We start from the raw sequence: 17,827 nt of genomic DNA on the forward strand, positions 1-17,827 counted from the left end.
TTTCTCGGTTACAGGGTCTTGGCCAGGAAATCGGCGGTGCGCTGCTGGCGCGGGCGTTCGAACAGCACCTCGGGCGTGCCCTGCTCGATCACCCGGCCCTGGTCCATCATCACCACGTGGTCGGCCACGCGGCGGGCGAAGCTCAGCTCATGGGTGACGATCACCAGCGTGGTGCCGGAGCGGGCCAGCTCCTCGATCACGCTCAGCACCTCGGCCACCAGTTCCGGGTCCAGCGCCGACGTCGGTTCGTCGAACAGCAGCACCTTGGGCTGCAGCCCCAGCGCGCGGGCAATTGCGATGCGCTGCTGCTGGCCACCGGACAGCTGGCGCGGGAAGGCATCGGCCTTGTCGGCCAGGCCGACCCGTTCCAGCAGCGTGCGCGCCTGCTGCTCGGCCTGCGCGCGCGGCACGCCACGCACCGCGATCGGTGCCTCGATGATGTTCTCCAGCGCGGTCAGGTGCGGGAACAGGTTGAAGCCCTGGAACACCATGCCCACTTCCGCACGGCGGCGTCGGATCTCGCGCTCGGGCAGCTCGTACAGGGTGTCGCCCTCGCGGCGGTAGCCGATCAGCTGGCCGCCGACAGTCACGTAACCGCCGTCGGCGCGTTCCAGGTGGTTGATCAGCCGCAGCAGCGTGGACTTGCCGGCGCCCGAAGGGCCGATCAGCACGGTCACGCTGCCGGCGCGCAGGTCCAGGTTCACGTCTTCCAGCACCGGTTGGTCGCCAAACACCTTGCCTACGCCATGCAGCGACACCGCCGCGCCCTCGCCCGCTTCAACCTGGGTGGCGATACGTGGGCGGCTTGCTGCGCGCGGTGCGGCTTCGCTCTGCACACGCGGGGGCGATGACACCGGCGACACCGAGCGCTCGCGCTGCAGCTGGCCGCGCGCGAAGCGTTGCTCCACGCGCCGCTGCAACAGCGACAGCACGGTAAGTATCACCAGGTACCAGACCGTGGCCACCATCAGCAGCGGCACCACTTCCAGATTGCGGCGGTAGATCACCTGCACGGTGTAGAACAGCTCCGGCAGCGCCAGCACGTAGACCACCGAGGTGCTCTTGGCCAGGCCGATCACATCGTTGAACGCGGCCGGCAGGATCGAACGCATCGCCTGCGGCAGGATGATGCGGCGCACCTGGCGGCTACGCGGCAGGCCAAGTGCCGCTGCCGCCTCGTACTGGCCATGGTCGACCGAGAGGATGCCACCGCGGATCACTTCGGCCGAGAACGCGGCCTGATTCAAGGTGAGGCCCAGCACTGCGGCGGTGAACACGCCGATCAGCTGCGTGGTCGGGTACGAGAACAGGCTGATGCCGGTGAACGGCACGCCCAGCTCGATGGTGCTGTACAGGTAGCCCAGGTTGTTCAGCAGCAGCAACAGCACCAGCAGCGGGATCGAACGGAACAGCCATACATAGCCCCACGACACCGCCGACAGCAGCGGCGAGCCGGACACGCGGGCCAGCGCCAGCAAGGTACCCAGCGCGAAGCCGAGGCCGGTACCGAGCGCGGTCAGCAGCAGCGTGCGACCCAGGCCTTCCAGTACAGGCCGTGCGAAGAACCACTCGGCGAACGTGCCCCAGCCCCAGCGCGGATTGCCCAGCACGGATTGCAGCCCGATCAGGATCAGCGCCAGTGCCAGCACCGTGCCGAAGACCTGCAGCGGATGCCGGGCCGGCACGATCTTCAGCGCCGGTGCTGGCGCGGGGGGTGCGGCAATGCCATCCAGCGCAGTCGAAGGCGTGCTCATGCGTGGGCTCCGTGCAACACGGTCTGCGACGGCGAAAGCACTGGCGCCGGCGCACGTAGATGCTTCTCGAACGGCAGATGCGCGATGGTTTCCGGGTCGGCCTGCAGGTCGAACAGCGCGGTATAGCCGTGGCTGAGGTACAGGCCGACGGCTTCAGGCTGGCGGAAGCCGGTGGTCAGGAACACCCGCCGGTACCCTTGCCGCGCCGCCTGGTCTTCCAGTTCCTGAAGCACGCGACGCGCGATGCCCTGCCGGCGCAGCCCGGGCAGCGTCCAGATACGTTTGAATTCGGCGGTGTCCGGATCGCGGTGCGGCATGAAGGCGCCGCCGGAGATCGCCACACCATCGCGCAGCAGCAGCACGAACGCGCCTACCGGCGCCGCGAAGGCCTGCGCCGGATAGCGTTGCAGCTCCTCGCGGGCGCTGCCGCCGATGCGTCGGCGCACGTCGGCGTAACGGATGTCGTACTCCTGCTCCAGGCCATCGAACAGCGGCCGCGCCAATGGATCATCCACCGAGGTATAGAGGAAGCGTTCGTTGCTGCTCATGCCACGTCCTTCACCAGATAGTCTTCGGCCAGTCGCGCCCACAGGCTGGCGGCCGGTGCGATGGCCGCGTCGTTGAACACATAGCGCGGGCTGTGCAACGGTGCGCTGTCGCCGTTGCCGACGAACACGAAACTCCCGGGCCGTGCTTGCAACAGGAAAGCGAAGTCCTCGCTGGCGGTGCGCGGCGCGAACTCCGGCACCACCTGTTCGTGGCCGAAGCCCTGTACGGCCACGTCGCGGATGTAGGCGGTCTGCTGCGGGTGGTTGATCACGCTGGGGAAGCCACGCGGGAACTCGATTTCGGCGCGTGCCCCGAAAGCGGCAGCGGTCTGCTCGGCAATTCCGGTCACCCGGCGGCGCAGCGTGTCGCGCACCTCGGGCAGGTAGGCGCGCACGGTCAGCTTCAGCTCGACCACGTCCGGAATCACATTGGCGGCCTGCCCACCATGGATCGAACCGACGGTGACCACGCCCATCTGCCGCGGGTCGACATTGCGCGACACCACACTCTGCAATGCAGTGATGATGTGCGCGGCGACCAGGATCGGGTCCACGCTGCCCTGCGGCTCGGCACCGTGGCCGCCCTTGCCGATCACCTTCAGCCGCGCCCAGTCGACCGACGCCATCGCCGGGCCGTCGACGAAGCCGAAGTGGCCCACCGGCACGCCCGGCCAGTTGTGCAGCCCATAGATCGCATCCACCGGGAAGCGCTCGAACAGGCCGTCGGCAATCATCTTCGATGCACCCGAGCCGGTTTCCTCGGCTGGCTGGAACACCAGCTGCAAGGTGCCGTCGATAGTGCCGTGATGGGCCAGGTAATGCGCGGCGGACAGCAGGATGGCGGTGTGACCATCATGGCCGCAGGCATGCATCAGGCCGTCGGTCTGGCTGGCGTAGGCCAGCCCCGAGTCTTCGTGGATCGGCAAGGCATCGATGTCCGCACGCAGCCCCAGCCGACGGCCGCCCTGCCCACGCTGCAACGTGCCGACCACGCCGGTGCCGCCGAGACCGGTGGTCACCTCATAGCCCCACTGCTGCAGCAACTCGGCCACACGGGCGCTGGTGCGGTGCTCCTCGAAGGCCAGCTCCGGGTGGCGGTGCAGGTCATGGCGGATCGCGATGGTGGCCTCGGCGCGTGCCGCAATCTCGGGCAATACGCCCGTCGTTTGGGAATCCCGCCGGACATGGCCCGGTGCTGCCGCAGTTTCTCCGCTCATTGCCCTACCCCGCCTTCCGCGCCGGCTCGGCATCGGTCGAATGACGGCTGGCCTTGTACGGCAGGCCCAGATGTTCGCGCAGGGTCTGCCCCTCCAGCTCGCGCTGGTGGTAGCCGCGCGCCTGCAGGATCGGCAGCACCTGGGTCACGAAATCGTCCAGGCCTTCGCGCTGCGCCGCAAATCCGAGGATGAAGCCGTCGCTGGCACCGGCGTCGAACCAGCGGATCAACTCATCGGCCATGTGCTCCGGCGTGCCGATGAAGTTCGGTCGTGGACTCACGGCTTCCAGTGCCACCTGGCGCAGGCTCAGCCCCTTCTCCCGCGCATCCTGCTTGATGCGATCGGTGGTGGAACGGAACGAGTTGCTGCCGATCTCACCCAGCTCCGGGAACGGCGCGTCCGGATCGTACTGGCTGAAATCGTGGTGATCGAAGAAGCGTCCCAGGTACGCCAGTGCATCCTCCAGCGTGGCCAGTGCGGCGATCGCCTGGTACTTGGCTTCAGCCTCCTCTGCGGTACGGCCAACGATGGGGCCGATGCCCGGGAAGATCTTCACGTCGTTGCCGCTGCGGCCATGCGCGATCGCCGAGTTCTTCACCTTCTGGGTGAACGCGCGGGTTTCTTCCAGCGACGGCGAATGGGTGAACACCGCATCGGCGTACTTGCCGGCCAGCGCGATGCCGTCGTCGGACGAACCGGCCTGGAAGATCACCGGCTGGCCCTGTGGCGAACGCTGGATGTTGAGCGGACCTTCCACCTGGAAGAAGCGGCCCTTGTGCTCGAGGCGGCGGAATTTCTCCGGTGCGAAGAAGGTGCCGCTGTCGCGCTCACGCACGAAGGCGTCGTCATCCCAGGAATCCCACAGCCCCTGCACCACCTCCAGGTACTCGTCGGCAATCTGGTAGCGCAGTGCATGCTCGGGATGTGGGCGGCCATAATTGCGACCCGAGCCCTCCAACGGCGACGTCACCACGTTCCAGCCGGCGCGGCCGCCGCTGAGCAGATCCAGCGAGGCGAACTGGCGGGCGACGGTGAACGGATCGCTGTAGGACGTCGACAGCGTACCGGCCAAGCCGATCTTCTTCGTCGCCGTAGCGAGCGCCGACAGCAGCGAGATCGGCTCGAAACGGTTGAGGAAATGCGGGATCGACTTCTCGTTGATATACAACCCGTCGGCCACGAAGCCGAAGGCGATGCCGTTGTCTTCGGCGGTGCGCGCGATGTCGATGTAGAACTGCAGGTTGACGCTGGCATCGGCCGGGTTGGACGGGTGCTTCCAGGCATGCATGTGGCTGCCGGGGCCCTGCAGCATGATGCCGAACGGAATGTGGCGCGGGGTCGTGCTCATGGGAAACGCTCCTGCAGGTCAGGCCACCGCCGCGCGCGGCGCGGGCGACAGCAGTTCAAGGGATGTCAGGCGTGCGTCGAGGTCGGCCACCGGCGCATCGAGGATGAACTCGCCCACGCCGAAACGCCGGTGCAGCGCATCCAGTTCGCCGCGCACGTGCTGCGCATCACCGGACAGCACGCTGGGGCGCGCTTCCTCGATGCGGAAGTCGGCCACCCCCACCTGGCGCGCGTACTCGGCAGCTGCCTCGGCGCTGGGCAGGTTCACCGCCTGCCCGGGACCGAGGTGCAGCTTGTAGACGCGCAGCGCACCGATATGACGCGAAGCGGCTTCCGCAGTCGGTGCGGCGAAGGCCACCGTGGCCAGCAGCGGCGGCTGCGAGGCGACGCTGCGGTAGGCGTCGAACGCGGCCTCGATGTGCTTCGGGTCACCATCGAAGTGCGCGGCGTAGACGAAGCGCCAGCCCAGTTCGGCCGCCTGCTTTGCACTCTGTGGACTTGCGCCGAGCAGGAAACGCTCCGGCGCCTGCTGCGGAAGCGGCCGCGCCAGCGCCTCGCTTTCGGCGCCGGCCAGATAACCCTCCAGGTCGCGCAGTTGCTGGTCGAAATCAGCGAACGGCGGACGCCCGGCTGCCAGCGCGGCAGTCGAGGCCGGCAGGCCGCCGGGGGCCTTGCCCACGCCCAGATCCACGCGCCCCGGCGCCAGCGCCGCCAGCAGGTTGAAGTTCTCCGCCACCTTGTACGGCGCGTAGTGGCGCAGCATCACCCCGCCACTGCCGATGCGGATGCGCCGGGTCTGCGCCAGCACCCAGGCCGCCAGCACTTCCGGTGCAGGGCTGGCCAACGTCGGTGCGGCATGGTGCTCGGCAAACCAGTAGCGGTGATAGCCCAGCTGTTCGGCGCGCTGCGCCAGCTGCAGGCTGTTGCGCAGCGCCTGCTCCGGCGAAGCGCCCTCGGCTACCGGGCTCTTGTCCAGCACGCTGATCTGATAGCTCACGGTCGCGTCCTCGCTCAGGGGTGGGCCACGGGAATGCCGAGCAATCCGTTCAGTGCGGCCAGGATCGGTTCGGCACCGGAGATGTACTGCCGGTCCTGGTGCGCGCCACTGGCCAGGTCGCTGCGTACGCCCTGCGGCAGCACCAGCTTGGGCAACGACTGGTCCTGCTCGCCGATCTCGGCGATCACCTCGCGGCGCGGCCGCGCGAAGCCGATGCGACGTACGTCCAGCTGCGCATCAAGGCCGTCGATGCTCGACAGTGCACCTTCCAGTAACAGGCTGTGCCGGCAGAAGAAGCGCTGGCCGGGAATCTGGCCGTCCTCGAACTCGCGATCGAGCAGGAACAGGATGGGTTTGCTTGCTGCGTCGAGCTTCACTGGGGGGGTCCTCATCTGGGCCGGCAATGCGATGCCGCTTCGATATCGATGCTAGAGATGCCTGCGGCTGCGGCAGCGACGCCTGGCGACAATCGGCGGTCAGATCCGGCCATGCAGATGCAGCGTGGCCATAAGCAAAGCGCCGCCGGTTATGGCGTCAGGCGATGCGTCGCAGCGGCGCCGCTACCGCCAGCGCCTGCGTCGCCAGGTGGCCGGCCGCACGCTCGGCTGCCAGCGCGATGCGTGCCTGCAAGGCAGCACTGTTGATGTGCTCGCCGTCGAAGTCGGCAGGCGTGGCATACACCCCGATCGGCAGCGTGTGCGCCTGCAGGAAACTGAACAACGGCCGCAACTGGTGGTCGATCACCAGCGCATGGCGCTCGCTGCCACCGGTCGCCGCCAGCAGCACCGGCGTATCCACCAGCGCCTCCAGCCCGACGAAGTCGACCAGGTGCTTGAACAACCCGGGATACGAGCCGCGATAGACCGGCGCGGCCACCACCAGCAGCTCTGCGGCCTCGATGCTCTGCAGCGCCTGCTCCACCTCCGGCCCCGCCTCATCGCGCGACAACGACTGGCCCAGCGAGCGCGCGATCGGCGCCAGCTCCACCAGCTCCACGCTGGCATGCACGCGTTGCTGCAGCGACGCCAGCAGATGCCGCACCAGCAGCAACGTGCGCGATGTCGCCGAACTGGTCGGTGACCCCACCAATGCAACCACCTTCAATGCAGAAGACATGAATTGCTCCTCGATAATGCCGAACTACCTCCGGCCGCACTTCGTCTTTTGTAGAGCCGAGCCATGCTCGGCTGCTTCCCGCCTTTGTAGAGCCGAGCCATGCTCGGCTGCCCCAGATCAGAACCGGTAACTGATCCGCCCATACCAATACGCCCCGACGTTGCCCAGCACATCGCCGCTGTCCCACGTCGTCTCGATGCTCGCCACATCGGTAGCACTGCGCGCGTACTCCGGCACCTTGCGCGTGCGCTTGTCGAACACATTGTTGATCCCCAGCGCCGCGCTCCAGCCCGCCCCCAGCTCCACGCCGCCGGACAGGTTGGTCACCAGCACCGGCGGCTGTTTGTACTCCACGCCGTTGTTCAGGCGCTTGATCGGGCCGTAGTAGGTGAAATCGACGTTCGAGCGCCAGCGCCCGTTCTGCCAGCCCAGCCCGGCTACCTGGGTGTAGCTGGGCGTGCGGAAGCGCAGCGCGTATTCGCTGCTCTTGGTCAGCAGGTTGATGTTCGGCAGCCCCTGCAGCGCCGCCGGAATGTCGCTCACCTTCTGGATGGTGGTACGGCCGACGTTGGCCGCGTAGCTCCAGCGCAGCTTGCCCCACGCAGTGTCCTGGTTGGCTTCCAGGGTCAGCTCGACACCGCGCGTGCGGGTATTGCCCACATTGGTGAAGTAGCTGGCGTAGAACGCATCACCCGGCAGGATGCTGATGCCGGCCGAACCCAGCAGCGCATCGATGGTGTTCTTCTGCGCCGCGCTCAACACCGTACCGCTGTTGTCGGTGATGCGCGCCGGATCCTGCGCGTTGTAGCCGATCTGGCTGGACTGGCCCAGCTGGCCACGGATGTCGATCTGGTACGCATCCACGGCCAGATGGAATGCAGGGCTCGGGTCCCAGGTCACGCCCAGGCTGTAGTTGGTGGCTTTCTCGGGCTTCAGCGGCGTAGCACCCAGCGCAACCGCCGCCGGTGAAGACACCTGCGCCACCAGCGTGGTCCCGCACGGGCAGCTGCCCGTGGCCTGGTAGAACTGTGCGCCCAGGCTGGGCGCATGGAAGCCGTTGCTGACCGTCGCGCGTACACCCAACGCGTCGGTGAAGTCGAAGCGCGTGGTCAGGCGGCCAGTGGACACGCTGCCGAAGTCGGAATGATCTTCCCAGCGCGCCGCCGCATCCAGATACCAGCGCGAGGTGATGTTGCTGGCCGCGCCCACATAGACCGCCTTGCTGTTGCGCGTCGCCTTCGCCGCATCGGCTGTGGAGTAGCCCACGAACGCCGCGGCACCGAAGCCGGTGTACGACTCCCACTGCCCGGCCCCGCGTTCGTACTGTTCGTGCTGGTACTCGGCGCCTGCGCTCACTTCCAGCGGCGACGCAAAGGCCGCCACCTCGAAGCCACGGCGCAGGTCGAGGTTGGCGATCCCCTGCTGGTAGTCCAGCTTGCCGTCATAGAAGTCAGTGGGCGAACCGGGATACGGCAGCGAGTAGTTCACCGAATTGCGGGTATAGGTGCGCACCGTGCTGCGGTTGCCGGTCAGGCTGGCGTCGTAATCCCAGCCCGCGATCTGCCCCTTCACGCCCGCAGTGCCGGTGTACTGCTTTTCCTTGGTCTCCAGCACCGGCAGGAAGCCATCGGGAAACACGCTCAGCACGCCGGGTGCCTTGTAGGTGGTGAAGATGGTCGCCGGCAGGCGGAAGTTCTGGATCGCCTGCGCGGTGCGGTCACTGGCCGTGGCGTTGGCGTAGAACTGCGCGCTCTCGCCCAGGCCATGGCCTGCATTCACTGCGAAAGCCTTCAACGCGTACGACGGCGAACTGAGGATGGTGTTGGCCTCGGCATCGCGGTTGGCCTCGGCCGGGTTCGGCGATGCACCCGTCGGCAAGCGATTGTTCGGGCGCAGTGCGACCCGGTTGCCGTTGGCATCTACTGCCGGATAGCTCAGGTAGCCATCGATGTAGCGACGGGTGCGGATCGCGTGGTGCTGCCGCGTGTTCTCGCCGGACAGGTTGACGAAGCCATCCTGGCCCCACGGCAGGCCGACATTGGCGCGCACGCTGGTACGCGAACCATCACCATCGATGCTCTGCCCGCTCTCCACCGACACATCGCCACCGTGCGCCTGCGATTTCAGGATCACGTTGACCACGCCGGTGATCGCGTCCGAGCCATAGATGGCCGACGCACCATCGCGCAGCACTTCCACGTGGTCGATGGCCGAGACCGGAATCAACGCCAGGTCGGCCCAGGCGTGGCCCGGAAAGCCACCACCGTTTGCGCCACTCACGTAAGCGCTGGCATTGCGGCGCTTGCCGTTCACCAGCACCAGCGTGTAGCCCGGCGACAGGTTGCGCAGCTGGTAGCCACGGATCAGGCTCTCCTGGTCGCTCTGGTAGCCGCCGATCTGGCTCAGCGACGGCAGGCTGCGCTGCAGCGCTTCCAGCAGGTTGCCCTGCCCGGTCGCGGCGAGGTCCTCTGCAGAGATCACATCGATGGGCGTGGAACTGTTCTTCACCGTGCGCGTGCTGGTGCGTGAGCCGGTGACCACCACCGCATCCAGCGTGGACGCTGCCACGTTGGCTGTCGCGGCGGTGGCAGCAGGATCTGCGTCTGCTTCAGCCGCATGGCTGGGCGAGGCGGCAAGGATGGCTGTGATCAGAACAGCGAGAGTGCTCAGGACAGGGGCGTGGGCGGCAGGCATGGGGGCTCGTGGGGGGGCCGGAAACACGCTTCCATTCAAGGGCCTGTTCACCTGGTGCGACAGGCGCGATCGCGTCACCCAGCCGTAACATCCGGCCACCCACATGACCGCTGGTAATGACGTTAGGCGGCGCACACGCACAGGGTCCCCCACGGAGTCGGATCCCTTTCCATAGGAAAGGGCTCTGACCCCACGCACGCCTCCCCACCACGGGGTCAGAGCCCTTCCTGCGGAAGGGATCCGACCCCGGTTCCCATATGCCCGCCCGGCATCACCTCATGCCCGCGCATCACGCAACGCCACGCACCGCCACCCGTAGCATCAAGCCATGCCCAGCCCACCCGCCGATCCCACCGCGCCGCTCGTTGCCATCGTCGCCTGCCACGGCCAGGGGCTGTTCGAGTTCGGCTGCGCGGTTGGCCTGTTCGCGCCGGTGCGGCCGGAACTCGGCGTGGCCTGGTACCGCACCCAGCTGTGCGCGGGCGAACCCGGTGCGCTGCGCATGCTCGGCAATGCGCAGGTGCAGCTTCCCTACGATCTCAGCGCGGTTGATGACGCCGACATCATCGTCATTCCCGGTTGGCGCGAACCCAGCGAGCGCCCACCGCAGGCACTGCTCGATGCACTGATCCGTGCCCACGCACGTGGCGCGCGCATCGCCTCGATCTGCTCCGGTGCCTTCGTGCTGGCCTGGGCCGGGCTGCTCGATGGCCGCCAGGCCACCACCCACTGGCGCCTCACCGAAGCGCTGGCACGCGAGTTCCCACGCATCGATGTGCGCGAGGATGCGCTGTACGTGGATACCGGCAGCATCATCACTTCGGCCGGCTCGGCCACCGGCATGGACATGATGCTGCACATGGTGCGCAAGGATTACGGCGCGCGCGTGGCCAACCTGGTGGCCGAACGGCTGGTCCTGGCACCGTGGCGTGATGCCGGGCGCAGCCAGCGCGTCAGCCGCGCCATTCCCCACGGCGAGCCCACCCGCTTGGCAAAGCTGATGGAATGGATGCGCCGCAACCTGCGCGAGCCCCACTCGCTGGGCAGCCTCGCCGAGCAGGCCGCGCTCAGCCAACGCACGCTGCAGCGGCAGTTCCTGGACGCCACCGGCCTGTCGCCGATCGACTGGCTGATCCGCGAGCGCGTGGCTTTCGCGCGCGAGCTGCTGGAAACCACTGACCGGCCACTGCAGTGGATTGCAGAACAGGCCGGCTTTGGTTCGCAGGAATCGTTCCGTCGGCACTTCCGCGGTCAGGTCGACGCGAGCCCTACCGAGTACCGCAGCCAGCATCGCGGCGGTCTCGGTGCCGACCGGTTGGTGGGCTGTTGATCCAGTGCGCGGAGCCAAGCGTGGCGTGAGCAAAGCCTCACGACGGTCCGGGCTTGCGTGCGTATAGTGACGTGCGTCACAAGAAGCCCCTTCCATGCTCCATGCATTTGCTTACTCCAGCCGCATGTCGGCTGGGCTGTCCAATCACGCCCTCCACCAGATCGTCTCGCAATCTGCCACGTTCAATCGCCGGGTGGACGTTACCGGTGCGCTGATCGTCGACGGGCAGCGGTTTTTCCAGTACATCGAAGGCCCGCCCGACGCCCTGGAAGCAGTCAAGCGCCGCATCCATGACAGCCGCTCGCATGCTGCCGTCGTGCCGGTACTGGACATGGCCATCAGCGCGCGTGCCGTTCCGTACTGGGCAATGACCCACATCGAGACCGGGCAGATCGTGGTGTCCGGCCTGGTGAATGCGCGCTGGGACGAGTTCGGCCATTCCATTCCGGGCATGGACCAGCTCGTCGGCCTGCTGCGTCCGCATTTTCCACGCGTCGGCAGCGTCGGCGCGCCACGCGCAGCCGCCTGATACACACTGAACCATCGCCTCGCACGCGCACGCCGACGCGGCCGCGCGCTGCGTTCAGGCGTCATCATCCAGATCTCCTTTCCCATCGTCTTCGCCACGCCCATCGCATGCCCTTACCCGCCCACCCTGCAACGGAAACACGCGCATCGCCTGCCGACCTGTTCGAGATCGTCGTCGTGCGTGCAGGCACCGTCCTGTTCGCCATCGACATCCAGGCGGCGGTCGAAATCCGCGGTCCGGAGGCATTCGGCCCTGCAGACCGCAACGGCAGGCCGACCCTGGAGGTCCGTGGGCAGCCATTACCCGTCGTCGACCTGCGCCGCATGAGCGGCCAACCGGCATTCGAGGGTGGCAGCCCGGCCATGCTGCTGATCAACGCCGGCACCGCAACCCTGGCGCTGGCCGTGGACGAAGTGCTGGAGATCGAGACGCCGGACGCGAGCGCGAACACCCCCGAGCCTGCAGCGGGCCAATCGTTCTGCTTCTGCAGCCGGCACATTCAACTCGATCCGGCGCGCTCGGCTGCACTGATCGAACCGGCGGCACTGCTGGGCGCACTTCCCGCGCAGGGGTGACCGGCGGCGTCTCAGGATCGTCCTGCCAAGGCACGGTTTCGCAGCCTCCAGCACTGCGCGGCAAAGCCGATCACGAACACCACCAGGCAGGCCAGCAGCGTGTGCAGCACCACCGGGGCCATCGGTGCCGCCGCAATCGGATGCGCTGCCGGCAGGCGGGTCAGCGTTTCGTTGACGCCGGGCACCAACGAGAGCAGGAAGCTGAACGACAGTGCGAAGGTCGACAGGTAACGCGCGGCGCGCCCCAGCCAGCGCAGCCGCGCGGCCAGCACGCCGCCGAATGCCACCAGCAGCACGATCACCCCGAATGCGTGGCCGGGGTTGATCCCGCCCGTGCTGGACACGGTGAACGAGGTGGCCACCGATAGCACCAGCCCCACCAGGTACAGCTTGCCCGCGCGCGTGGCGGGATCGATTGCGCGGTGGCGAATGAAGGCATACAGGCCACTCAACACCGGGATCAGGCTGACAGCGGTATGGATCACGCCAAGTGTGGACAGAGGGTGGGACATGGGACATCTCCAGGGACAGAATGAACCTACTAGTAGGTAGGCATTGGACTCAAAAAGAAGGCCCGCGTCGCCGCAGGCCCACCACACATCTCTCAGGACGCCGCGCTCACCCGCGCGATCGCCAACCGCGCCAGTGCCGCGAAGGTCGCCGCATCACCGAAACCGCGCGCGGCCAGCATTGCGCCGTGCACCGATGACATGAACGCCTTGGCCTCATCGGCCGCCGAGCCCTGCAACTGCAGTTGGCCCATCGAAACGCCCTTCTCCAGCGTCACTGCCAGCCAGCCGCTCAGGTCCTCGAAATGGCCGCGCACTTCCTCAGCGATCTCTGCCGGAATCATCGGCGCTTCGGCGGCCAGCATCGCGCAGATGCAGAACGAGGACGTACCCCCTGCAATGCAGCTGGACCAGTAATCCACATAGGCGTTGAGCTCCTGCAGCGGGTCGGCCAACTGCCGGTCCAGCAACGCCAGGCCTTCGCGCGCTTCGGCCCGGTACAGCTCGACCACCGTGCGCACCAGATCCGCCTTGCTGGGGAAGTGGTGATGGATGCTGGCCTTGCTGATGTTCACCCGCGCCGACACGTCGGCGTAGCTGAAGCCGTTGTAGCCACCGGCTTCCAGCAGCGCACGGGCATGGGCCAGGATTTCCTGGGCCTTGGGTGAGAGCGACTCTTTCATGGCAATAAACCTACTAGTAGGTAGACATCCTGTCAACCCCTCTCTGCTGCACCCGTCAGGCATCATTCCCGGCAGAGCCGGCCGCTGGCAACGTGACCTTCGATTGCCCCTCAATGCGAAGACACGTACACCGCATCGGCTGGCGGAGGTGGCAGCGCGAAACTGCGCCGCATCCGCGCGACCTCGGCCGCCGGCGGCAACGCGAACAGGCGCTTGAACTCACGGTTGAACTGCGATGGGCTGGCATACCCCACCGCCAGCGATGCCGCTTCGGCGGTCATCCCCTGCCGCAGCATCAGCAACCGTGCCTGGTGCAGGCGGGTCGACTTCACGTACTGCATCGGCGACGTGCCGGTAATCGCGCGGAAGTGGTCGTGGAAGGTCGCCACACTCATGCCCGCTTCGGTGGCCAGTTGCCCCACGTCCAGGGTGGTGGCATATCCGGCATGGATCGTCCGCAGCACTCTGCCGATGCTGCCGAAGCGCCCGCGCATGGCCAGCGCCTCGCGCATTGCGCCGCCCTGTGCACCCGTCAGCACGCGGAAGTACACCTCACGCACCAACGCAGGGCCGAGCACGGCAGCCTCCAACGGTTCAGCCAGTGCCTCCAGCAGGCGCAGCACCGTGGCCTGCATCGGCGCCTGCATCGGGCTGGACATCATGCCCTGCGCCGGTGTCGCCGGCGGGGTGCCCTCCTGTTCACCCAGTTCGATCAGCAGATCCGCCGCCAGCTGCAGATCCAGGTGCAGGTAGATCGCCAGCAGCGGCGCCTGGGCCGACGCATCGGTTTCCATCGTGAACGGCACCGGCACCGACACTGCCAGATAGTGCTGCGCGTCGTACTGGTAGACCTGCCCGCCCAGATAGCCACGCTTCACGCCCTGGCAGACGATCACGATGCCGGGGTCGTACAACACCGGCGTGCGCGCCAGTGGCCGGTCCGATCGCAGCAACCGCACCCCCGGCAGGCGCGTGAGCGTGTAGCCCTCCTCCACCGCCAGCGTCTTCAGCAGGCCGACCATGCGCGCCTGCACCCGCCGTTGCAGGGAATCGACCACAGGCACTCCAGAGGAATAGGCAAGAATGGCCGAATCCTAGGCCTGTGACCCCGGTCGTTCAAGAACTAACGTGCAAGCCCTGCCCACCACGAACGCCCCCTCATGCCCCCTTCCCGCTTTCTCCTCATCACCGGTGTCAGCAGTGGATTCGGCCGCGCCCTTGCCCAGCAGGCCCTGCTGGCCGGCCACCGCGTGGTCGGCACCGTGCGCAACGAAACCGACCGCCAGGTACTCGAAGCGCTCGCTCCCGGCCGCGCATTCGGTCGCCTGCTGGACGTAACCGATACCGCCGCCATCAATGCGCTCGTCGCCGATATCGAAACCAACATCGGAAGCATCGACGTGCTGGTCAACAACGCTGGCTACGGCCACGAAGGCATCCTCGAAGAATCCACGCTCGCCGAGCTGCGGCAGCAATTCGAGGTGAACGTATTCGCTCCAGCCGCGCTGATCAAGGCCGTGCTGCCGCACATGCGCGCCCGGCGCCGCGGCCATATCCTCAACATCACCTCCATGGGTGGTTTCATCACGATGCCGGGCATCGCGTGGTACTGCGGCAGCAAGTTCGCGCTGGAGGGCATCAGTGAAGTGCTTGGCAAGGAAGTCGCGCCGTTTGGTATCCACGTCACGGCCGTCGCGCCGGGTTCCTTCCGCACCGACTGGGCAGGCCGCTCGATGGTGCGGGCACCGCGCAGCATTGACGACTACGACGCATTGTTCGATCCCATCCGCAGCGCGCGTGAGGCGAAGAGTGGCCACCAGCCCGGTGATCCAGTGAAGGCTGCGCAGGCCATGCTGCAGGTCATCGACAGCGACGCTCCTCCCCGCCACTTGCTGCTGGGCAGTGATGCACTGCAGCTGGTGAGGGCAAAGCTGGCATCGATGGCCGGTAGCATCGACGCGTGGGAACAGCTGAGCCGTTCGACCGACGGCGTAGCGTGAGATCTTGAGGCCGCCGATGCCCTCACCGGCGACCTCCCCCTGCCCGCTCAGTCTTCCTGCACCAGCTTGAACTCGCGTAGCAGGCCACCGATCTGGGTCTTGTCCAGCTTGTTCATCAGCAGATTGCGCAGGAACGCAGGCCCGGGAATATCCAGTTCCTTGCCATCGCGCAGGCGACCGGTGGCGGCCAGCAGCGAGCGCACGTCATACGTGGAATTGAACACCTCCGGCACGCCGCGCTCGATCCCCAGCAGGGTGTACACCGCTTCCATCGGCGTGCGCACTGAATATTCGGTGGTGAAGATGCAGTCGCGCTGCTTCGATTCGGCAAACTGGCCGATGAAGGCGAAGTTCACCGCACCGTCCGGCACCACGTCCGGGCGGTCACCGGCCTGGCGTGGCATGAAGAACGCCGTGATGTACGGCATCATCACCGGCACCGTCTTCGCACCGGTCGCGGCCAGCGCATCAATCTCTTCCACCGGCACGCCCAGGTGGTACAGCCACTCGCGGGTGATCTCCTCGCCGGTGCACTCCTGCATCGGCTTTTTCACGTAGTCGCCCGGCGTATCCACAAACAGCGAGTACACCCAGACCACGATCTGGTCCTTGGGCTGGTTCTTGAAATGCGGCTGGCGGTTCACCGTCCAGCTCATCAGCCAGCGCGAGTCGCGCACGCTGACGATGCCGCCGGTCACTACCTTGCCACTGAACGGGTCGCGCTTGGCGATCTTCTGGATGTAGGCCGGAATGCGCGCATCCAGCGTCGTCACTGTCGCCGATTCCCACTTGGTCTGCGGGATATGCGCGCCGAACACGTCCGGGCGGCCAAAGGCCTCGTCCTTCGCGGCGATGCGGCGCCACAGGTCCCAGGCCGGCGCCGGTCCTTCGTTCAAACGCGCCGCGGTGTGGTGATCGCCATTATCCGAGTTTTCGGTCAGCGAACCGATCGTCATGAAAACAAGATCATCCACGCCCAGGTCCACGCCGCCGGCCACGCCTTCGCGCGTCCAGTGGATTCGGGTGGCCTGCTTGCGGCCGACCGACAGATCGAAGTCAACGTCGGTCACTTCGGTGCCGTACTGGAACACCACGCCCTGGTCCCGCAACCACTTCACCAGCGGCAGCACCAGCGATTCGTACTGGTTGTACCTGGTGAACTTCAACGCCGAGAAATCCGGCAGGCCGCCGATATGGTGGATGAAGCGATGCAGGTACAGCTTCATCTCCAACGCCGAATGCCACTCTTCGAACGCGAACATCGTGCGCCAGTACAGCCAGAAGTTGCTGTCCAGGAAGTCGCGGCCCAGCACCTCGTCGATCCGCTTGTTCTCCATCTCCTTCCGGGTGGCCAGGAACAGCGCGATGATGTCCTTCTGGGCCTGCTCGGTCAGCGTGAACAGGCCATCGGTGTGCGCATCTTCGCCGCGATTGATGGTGGCGCGCTGCAGGGAGTAGTTCGGGTCGTCCTTGTTCAACCAGTAGAACTCGTCCAGCACACTGGCATCCTCGATTTCCAGCGACGGAATCGAGCGGAACAGGTCCCACAGGCACTCGAAGTGGTCTTCCATCTCGCGGCCGCCGCGGATCACGAAGCCCTTCTCCGGCACCTTCAGGCCATCCAGCGCGCCGCCGGGAATCTGCTGCTGTTCAAGGATGGTGATGCGTTCACCGGCCATGCGCCCGTCGCGCACCAGGAACGCGGCGCCGGCCAGCGAGGCCAGGCCCGAGCCCACAAACCAGGCGCGCTTGCCATCCACACCGGCCGGCTTGCGCGGGCGCGCGAAGGCTTCGTAGTTGCCACTGCTGTAATACATGCGTTGCACCTTCCTGGAGGGGGTCATCAGGAACCGGCAGCGGAATGACACAGCCATCCGATGCAGGTCATGACCCTACTCTAGCGCCGATCCGATGTATCGTTTCCTGCACGCAGGCTGCGACGGAATGACGCAGCCGCGTCAGAGCGTCCTTCCCAGCAGCATGCCTGGCCAGCCGTCCACGTTGAACGGCGCGATGCGCGTATACCCGCAGGATTCATAGAAGCGCACCAGGTCGCCGCTGCCTCCGGCGTAGCAGTCCACACGCAGATGGTCGACACCGGCAGCGCGCGCCTGCTCGTCGGCAAACGCCATCAGTCGGCGGCCGATGCCACGCACGCGCACATCACGCGAGGCCACCAGAACCCGCACATACAGCTCCGGCCCGGTGGGGGCCGGCACATAGGGCATCGACTCGCCCAGTGCCAGGAACGCCCGCACGTCGCCCTGCTCGTTCTGCGCCACCCATGCGCCTGGCAGTGCACACGCCTCGGTGACCTGGGCAATCCGGCGCGGCATCGTCGACCACGGTTCGCTGCCCCATTGCTGCACATTGCCGATCGACACGAACCACTCGATCACCTCGTCAAAGAGCCCCAACACTGCGGGGGCATCGGCCGCGCTGGCGCGGCGGATGTTCAAGGGGTCCTTTCCGGTTTCAGTCATGCGTTCCGCTCCTGTCAGACCACGCTCCCCAACCCTGGAAAACAG

General features: G+C 66.6%; 17 protein-coding genes. 4 read left to right on the forward strand and 13 right to left on the reverse strand.

Annotation, left to right across the window (positions count from 1 at the left end; all coding sequences use genetic code 11):
* Positions 1-8: 8 nt before the first annotated feature.
* The 8 genes from AC5P8F_RS10990 to AC5P8F_RS11025 all read right to left on the reverse strand — a co-directional run bounded on the left by AC5P8F_RS10990 (position 9) and on the right by AC5P8F_RS11025 (position 9,673).
* Positions 9-1,754 (reverse strand): amino acid ABC transporter permease/ATP-binding protein, encoded by a 1,746-nt coding sequence (locus AC5P8F_RS10990; protein ID WP_495228158.1) that lies wholly within the window; start codon positions 1,752-1,754, stop codon positions 9-11.
* A complete protein-coding gene (locus AC5P8F_RS10995; RefSeq protein ID WP_478442258.1) occupies positions 1,751-2,302 on the reverse strand; it encodes a GNAT family N-acetyltransferase in 552 nt (183 codons plus the stop codon). Before AC5P8F_RS10995 ends, AC5P8F_RS10990 begins: the two co-directional genes overlap by 4 nt.
* Entirely contained in the window at positions 2,299-3,519 is a 1,221-nt protein-coding gene (locus AC5P8F_RS11000; RefSeq protein ID WP_343229554.1) for a M20 aminoacylase family protein, read from the reverse strand. Before AC5P8F_RS11000 ends, AC5P8F_RS10995 begins: the two co-directional genes overlap by 4 nt.
* A gap of 4 nt (positions 3,520-3,523) precedes the next feature.
* Positions 3,524-4,867: an LLM class flavin-dependent oxidoreductase gene (locus tag AC5P8F_RS11005; protein WP_495228160.1), complete on the reverse strand. Its 1,344-nt coding sequence runs from the start codon at positions 4,865-4,867 to the stop codon at positions 3,524-3,526.
* A gap of 18 nt (positions 4,868-4,885) precedes the next feature.
* Entirely contained in the window at positions 4,886-5,863 is a 978-nt protein-coding gene (locus tag AC5P8F_RS11010; protein ID WP_262224675.1) for an MsnO8 family LLM class oxidoreductase, read from the reverse strand.
* Positions 5,864-5,877: 14 nt separating this feature from the next.
* Positions 5,878-6,240, reverse strand: coding sequence for a DUF3088 family protein (locus AC5P8F_RS11015; RefSeq protein WP_197574368.1), 363 nt, complete (start codon positions 6,238-6,240; stop codon positions 5,878-5,880).
* A 157-nt stretch (positions 6,241-6,397) separates the two neighbouring features.
* Positions 6,398-6,979: an FMN reductase gene (gene msuE, locus AC5P8F_RS11020; RefSeq protein WP_032960012.1), complete on the reverse strand. Its 582-nt coding sequence runs from the start codon at positions 6,977-6,979 to the stop codon at positions 6,398-6,400.
* 117 nt (positions 6,980-7,096) lie between these two features.
* Entirely contained in the window at positions 7,097-9,673 is a 2,577-nt protein-coding gene (locus AC5P8F_RS11025; RefSeq protein ID WP_495228162.1) for a TonB-dependent receptor plug domain-containing protein, read from the reverse strand.
* Positions 9,674-10,001: 328 nt separating this feature from the next.
* On the opposite strand from AC5P8F_RS11025, the gene ftrA reads away from it, so the two are divergent.
* The 3 genes from ftrA (at position 10,002) to AC5P8F_RS11040 (ending at position 12,107) form a co-directional block, all read left to right on the forward strand.
* A complete protein-coding gene (gene ftrA, locus AC5P8F_RS11030; protein WP_014646895.1) occupies positions 10,002-11,003 on the forward strand; it encodes a transcriptional regulator FtrA in 1,002 nt (333 codons plus the stop codon).
* Between the two features lie 94 nt (positions 11,004-11,097).
* Positions 11,098-11,532 (forward strand): BLUF domain-containing protein, encoded by a 435-nt coding sequence (locus tag AC5P8F_RS11035; RefSeq protein ID WP_495228163.1) that lies wholly within the window; start codon positions 11,098-11,100, stop codon positions 11,530-11,532.
* 107 nt (positions 11,533-11,639) lie between these two features.
* Complete coding sequence (locus AC5P8F_RS11040) at positions 11,640-12,107, forward strand: chemotaxis protein CheW (protein ID WP_495228165.1); 468 nt, start codon at positions 11,640-11,642, stop codon at positions 12,105-12,107.
* 11 nt (positions 12,108-12,118) lie between these two features.
* Here the strand turns inward: AC5P8F_RS11040 and AC5P8F_RS11045 are convergent, their stop codons facing one another.
* The 3 genes from AC5P8F_RS11045 to AC5P8F_RS11055 all read right to left on the reverse strand — a co-directional run bounded on the left by AC5P8F_RS11045 (position 12,119) and on the right by AC5P8F_RS11055 (position 14,357).
* Complete coding sequence (locus tag AC5P8F_RS11045; RefSeq protein WP_057494058.1) at positions 12,119-12,619, reverse strand: hypothetical protein; 501 nt, start codon at positions 12,617-12,619, stop codon at positions 12,119-12,121.
* 92 nt (positions 12,620-12,711) lie between these two features.
* Positions 12,712-13,299: a TetR/AcrR family transcriptional regulator gene (locus AC5P8F_RS11050; protein WP_049440761.1), complete on the reverse strand. Its 588-nt coding sequence runs from the start codon at positions 13,297-13,299 to the stop codon at positions 12,712-12,714.
* A gap of 110 nt (positions 13,300-13,409) precedes the next feature.
* Entirely contained in the window at positions 13,410-14,357 is a 948-nt protein-coding gene (locus AC5P8F_RS11055) for an AraC family transcriptional regulator (RefSeq protein ID WP_495228167.1), read from the reverse strand.
* A gap of 102 nt (positions 14,358-14,459) precedes the next feature.
* Here AC5P8F_RS11055 and AC5P8F_RS11060 point away from each other — a divergent pair, with 102 nt between their 5' ends.
* Positions 14,460-15,299 (forward strand): oxidoreductase, encoded by an 840-nt coding sequence (locus tag AC5P8F_RS11060; RefSeq protein ID WP_046430252.1) that lies wholly within the window; start codon positions 14,460-14,462, stop codon positions 15,297-15,299.
* A gap of 47 nt (positions 15,300-15,346) precedes the next feature.
* On the opposite strand, the gene AC5P8F_RS11065 is transcribed toward AC5P8F_RS11060, so the two are convergent.
* The gene (locus AC5P8F_RS11065; protein ID WP_329855601.1) at positions 15,347-17,116 is read right to left on the reverse strand and encodes an oleate hydratase; all 1,770 of its coding nucleotides are present in this window, start codon (positions 17,114-17,116) and stop codon (positions 15,347-15,349) included.
* Between the two features lie 141 nt (positions 17,117-17,257).
* Positions 17,258-17,782 (reverse strand): GNAT family N-acetyltransferase, encoded by a 525-nt coding sequence (locus AC5P8F_RS11070; RefSeq protein ID WP_197605061.1) that lies wholly within the window; start codon positions 17,780-17,782, stop codon positions 17,258-17,260.
* Between the last annotated feature and the right edge of the window lie 45 nt (positions 17,783-17,827).

Source organism: Stenotrophomonas sp. YJH_SMC_69 (assembly GCF_059370495.1).

What these genes read in the sequence shown, in the direction of transcription:
- AC5P8F_RS11060 (WP_046430252.1), top strand. Translation starts at nt 14,460, where the DNA reads ATGCCCCCTTCCCGCTTTCTCCTCATCACCGGTGTCAGCAGTGGATTC.
- AC5P8F_RS11005 (WP_495228160.1), bottom strand. Translation starts at nt 4,867, where the DNA reads ATGAGCACGACCCCGCGCCACATTCCGTTCGGCATCATGCTGCAGGGC.
- AC5P8F_RS11045 (WP_057494058.1), bottom strand. Translation starts at nt 12,619, where the DNA reads ATGTCCCACCCTCTGTCCACACTTGGCGTGATCCATACCGCTGTCAGC.
- AC5P8F_RS11070 (WP_197605061.1), bottom strand. Translation starts at nt 17,782, where the DNA reads ATGACTGAAACCGGAAAGGACCCCTTGAACATCCGCCGCGCCAGCGCG.
- ftrA (WP_014646895.1), top strand. Translation starts at nt 10,002, where the DNA reads ATGCCCAGCCCACCCGCCGATCCCACCGCGCCGCTCGTTGCCATCGTC.
- AC5P8F_RS11065 (WP_329855601.1), bottom strand. Translation starts at nt 17,116, where the DNA reads ATGTATTACAGCAGTGGCAACTACGAAGCCTTCGCGCGCCCGCGCAAG.
- AC5P8F_RS10990 (WP_495228158.1), bottom strand. Translation starts at nt 1,754, where the DNA reads ATGAGCACGCCTTCGACTGCGCTGGATGGCATTGCCGCACCCCCCGCG.
- msuE (WP_032960012.1), bottom strand. Translation starts at nt 6,979, where the DNA reads ATGTCTTCTGCATTGAAGGTGGTTGCATTGGTGGGGTCACCGACCAGT.
- AC5P8F_RS10995 (WP_478442258.1), bottom strand. Translation starts at nt 2,302, where the DNA reads ATGAGCAGCAACGAACGCTTCCTCTATACCTCGGTGGATGATCCATTG.
- AC5P8F_RS11040 (WP_495228165.1), top strand. Translation starts at nt 11,640, where the DNA reads ATGCCCTTACCCGCCCACCCTGCAACGGAAACACGCGCATCGCCTGCC.
- AC5P8F_RS11025 (WP_495228162.1), bottom strand. Translation starts at nt 9,673, where the DNA reads ATGCCTGCCGCCCACGCCCCTGTCCTGAGCACTCTCGCTGTTCTGATC.
- AC5P8F_RS11000 (WP_343229554.1), bottom strand. Translation starts at nt 3,519, where the DNA reads ATGAGCGGAGAAACTGCGGCAGCACCGGGCCATGTCCGGCGGGATTCC.
- AC5P8F_RS11035 (WP_495228163.1), top strand. Translation starts at nt 11,098, where the DNA reads ATGCTCCATGCATTTGCTTACTCCAGCCGCATGTCGGCTGGGCTGTCC.
- AC5P8F_RS11050 (WP_049440761.1), bottom strand. Translation starts at nt 13,299, where the DNA reads ATGAAAGAGTCGCTCTCACCCAAGGCCCAGGAAATCCTGGCCCATGCC.